This window comes from Ornithinimicrobium sp. F0845 (assembly GCF_023015765.1).
Classification (GTDB): Bacteria; Actinomycetota; Actinomycetes; order Actinomycetales; family Dermatophilaceae; genus Ornithinicoccus.
Genome location: NZ_JALKAL010000040.1, coordinates 1 through 999, shown reverse-complemented (window position 1 = coordinate 999; position 999 = coordinate 1). Strand labels below are relative to the sequence as shown.

Annotated in this window: 2 rRNA genes; both read left to right on the top strand. The window is 58.6% G+C overall.

The window, feature by feature from the left end:
* Positions 1-107, top strand: a 16S ribosomal RNA gene (locus MWU75_RS19640); the annotation flags it as partial.
* A gap of 500 nt (positions 108-607) precedes the next feature.
* Positions 608-999: ribosomal RNA gene (locus MWU75_RS19635) — 23S ribosomal RNA — on the top strand; the annotation flags it as partial.

The following is a 999-nucleotide window of genomic DNA, read 5'->3' as shown; positions in this document are numbered from 1 at the left end:
TGGCCCAACCCCTTTGTGGGAGGGAGCCGTCGAAGGTGGGACTGGTGATTGGGACTAAGTCGTAACAAGGTAGCCGTACCGGAAGGTGCGGCTGGATCACCTCCTTTCTAAGGAGCAACACGCCCGCTGACGCACACGACCCTTGATGGCCTTGCGCCTGGTGGGGTGGTGGTTGGTGGGGTGGTTTGGTTCTGCACGGACGAGTGTTCCGTGGGGCCGAGCTCTGGGTGGAACATCGGTTATGGTGCCCGCACCTGGTGGTGTGGCTGCTGCTAGTACGACCCTCCCGTTGTGGGGGTGTGGAACGTGGTGGCCGTGCCGGGTGGGTGTGGGTGTGACACGTTGTTGGGTCCTGAGGGATCGGGCCCCTGACACGACCCCCTTGTGTTCGTGTGCCTGCTTGCTGCCGTTGTGTGGTGGGTGGTCACGGGTAGGGGGGTGGTGGTTGGGTGGTTCGGTGTCTTTGGAGTGCAGGGCCCTGGTGGTTCCCATACCACCGTGCTGGTTGACCTTGTGTGGGTTGGGTGGTGCGGGTTTGGTGGGGGCGTGGCTGGGGTTGTCTGTTTGTATGTTGAGAACTACACAGTGGACGCGAGCATCTTTGTGGCTTTAAGTTTTTAAGTGCACATGGTGGATGCCTTGGTACCAGGAACCGAAGAAGGACGTAGGAATCTGCGATAAGCCTCGGGGAGTCGATAACCAGACATTGATCCGAGGATTTCCGAATGGGGAAACCCGGCTGGCTTCATCGCCAGTCACTGCCGCCTGAATATATAGGGCGGTTGGAGGGAACGTGGGGAAGTGAAACATCTCAGTACCCACAGGAAGAGAAAACAACCGTGATTCCGTGAGTAGTGGCGAGCGAAAGCGGATGAGGCTAAACCGGGCGTGTGTGATAGACGGTAGTCGTTGCACGTTCGGGGTCGTGGGACACAGCTTCTCAGTTCTACCGGGCTGGGCTGGAGTGAGAAATTCTTGTTGTAGGCGGAAGGTTTGGAA